The sequence below is a fragment of the Actinomyces urogenitalis DSM 15434 genome, from assembly GCF_000159035.1.
GTDB classification, from domain to species: Bacteria; Actinomycetota; Actinomycetes; order Actinomycetales; family Actinomycetaceae; genus Actinomyces; species Actinomyces urogenitalis.
The window spans coordinates 1-1,079 of the sequence record NZ_DS999595.1 but is presented as its reverse complement, the minus strand read 5'-3'; the positions used below and the strand labels follow the sequence as shown (position 1 = coordinate 1,079).

Here is a 1,079-nt window from a genome sequence, read left to right as displayed (position 1 = left end):
CACACCGGGCGCGGCAAGCACCGCGGCGGCCGCTCCTGGCCCGGCTTCACCCCCGAGCAGCTGGCCACCCGCGCCGCGAGCGTGCCAGCCCTGGTCTACCCAGAAGAGCTTCCCGTCTCAGCACGTCGCCAGGAGATCGCCGAGGCGATCAGCACCAACCAGGTCGTCATCGTCGCCGGCGAGACCGGCTCAGGAAAAACCACCCAGCTGCCCAAGATCTGCCTGGAGCTGGGCCGCGGGATCACCGGCATGATCGGCCACACCCAGCCGCGCCGTATCGCCGCGCGCTCGGTGGCTGAACGCATCGCCCACGAGCTGGGCACGGCGATCGGCCGCGACGGCGTGGTGGGTTACCAGGTGCGTTTCACCGAGGAGACCGGCCCCAACACGCTGGTCAAGCTCATGACGGACGGCATCCTGCTGGCCGAGATCCAGACCGACCCGATGCTGCGCCGTTATGACACGATCATCGTGGACGAGGCCCACGAGCGCAGCCTCAACATCGACTTCATCCTGGGCTACCTCGCCCGGCTCCTGCCTCAGCGCCCGGACCTGAAGGTCATCATCACCTCCGCCACGATCGACTCCGAGCGCTTCGCGGCCCACTTCGCCCAGGAGGTCACCCGCGAGGGGGAGGCCGGGCTCGTGCCCAGCTCGGGCGAGGCCGACGACGACGCAGCCGGCTCCGCCCCGCACCGCGCCTGCGCACCACTGACCGCTCGCGTGCCGGCCCCCGTCATCCAGGTCTCGGGGCGTACCTACCCCGTTGAGATCCGCTACCGGCCCCTGCTGGCTGACGACGGACTGGGCGAGGTCCGCGACCCCAACCGGCACGCCGGGGGCCACGTCCCGCAGGACGACGCAGGCTCTCGTCCTGCGGCAGCGGGCCAGTCCGCCCTGTCTCGCACGGACATCGACGCCCTCAGCGAGGCGGAGCTGGAGGCACTGACCGCCCCCGAGCCAGCGCCGACCAGGCCGGCCGACCCCGCGGTGGCGCCGGCGAGTAACCCCGGCGCCCCGATGGCAGCGGCTCCTGCCGGTGAGCTCACGGATGCCGAGCTCGCTGCTCTGACCTCCCC

Annotated in this window: 1 protein-coding gene; it reads left to right on the top strand. The window is 71.9% G+C overall.

Going from position 1 to position 1,079, the window contains the following annotated elements; all coding sequences use genetic code 11:
* On the top strand, positions 1–1,079 hold a 1,079-nt coding region (locus HMPREF0058_RS11405), incomplete at both ends, for a DEAD/DEAH box helicase (protein ID WP_006549950.1).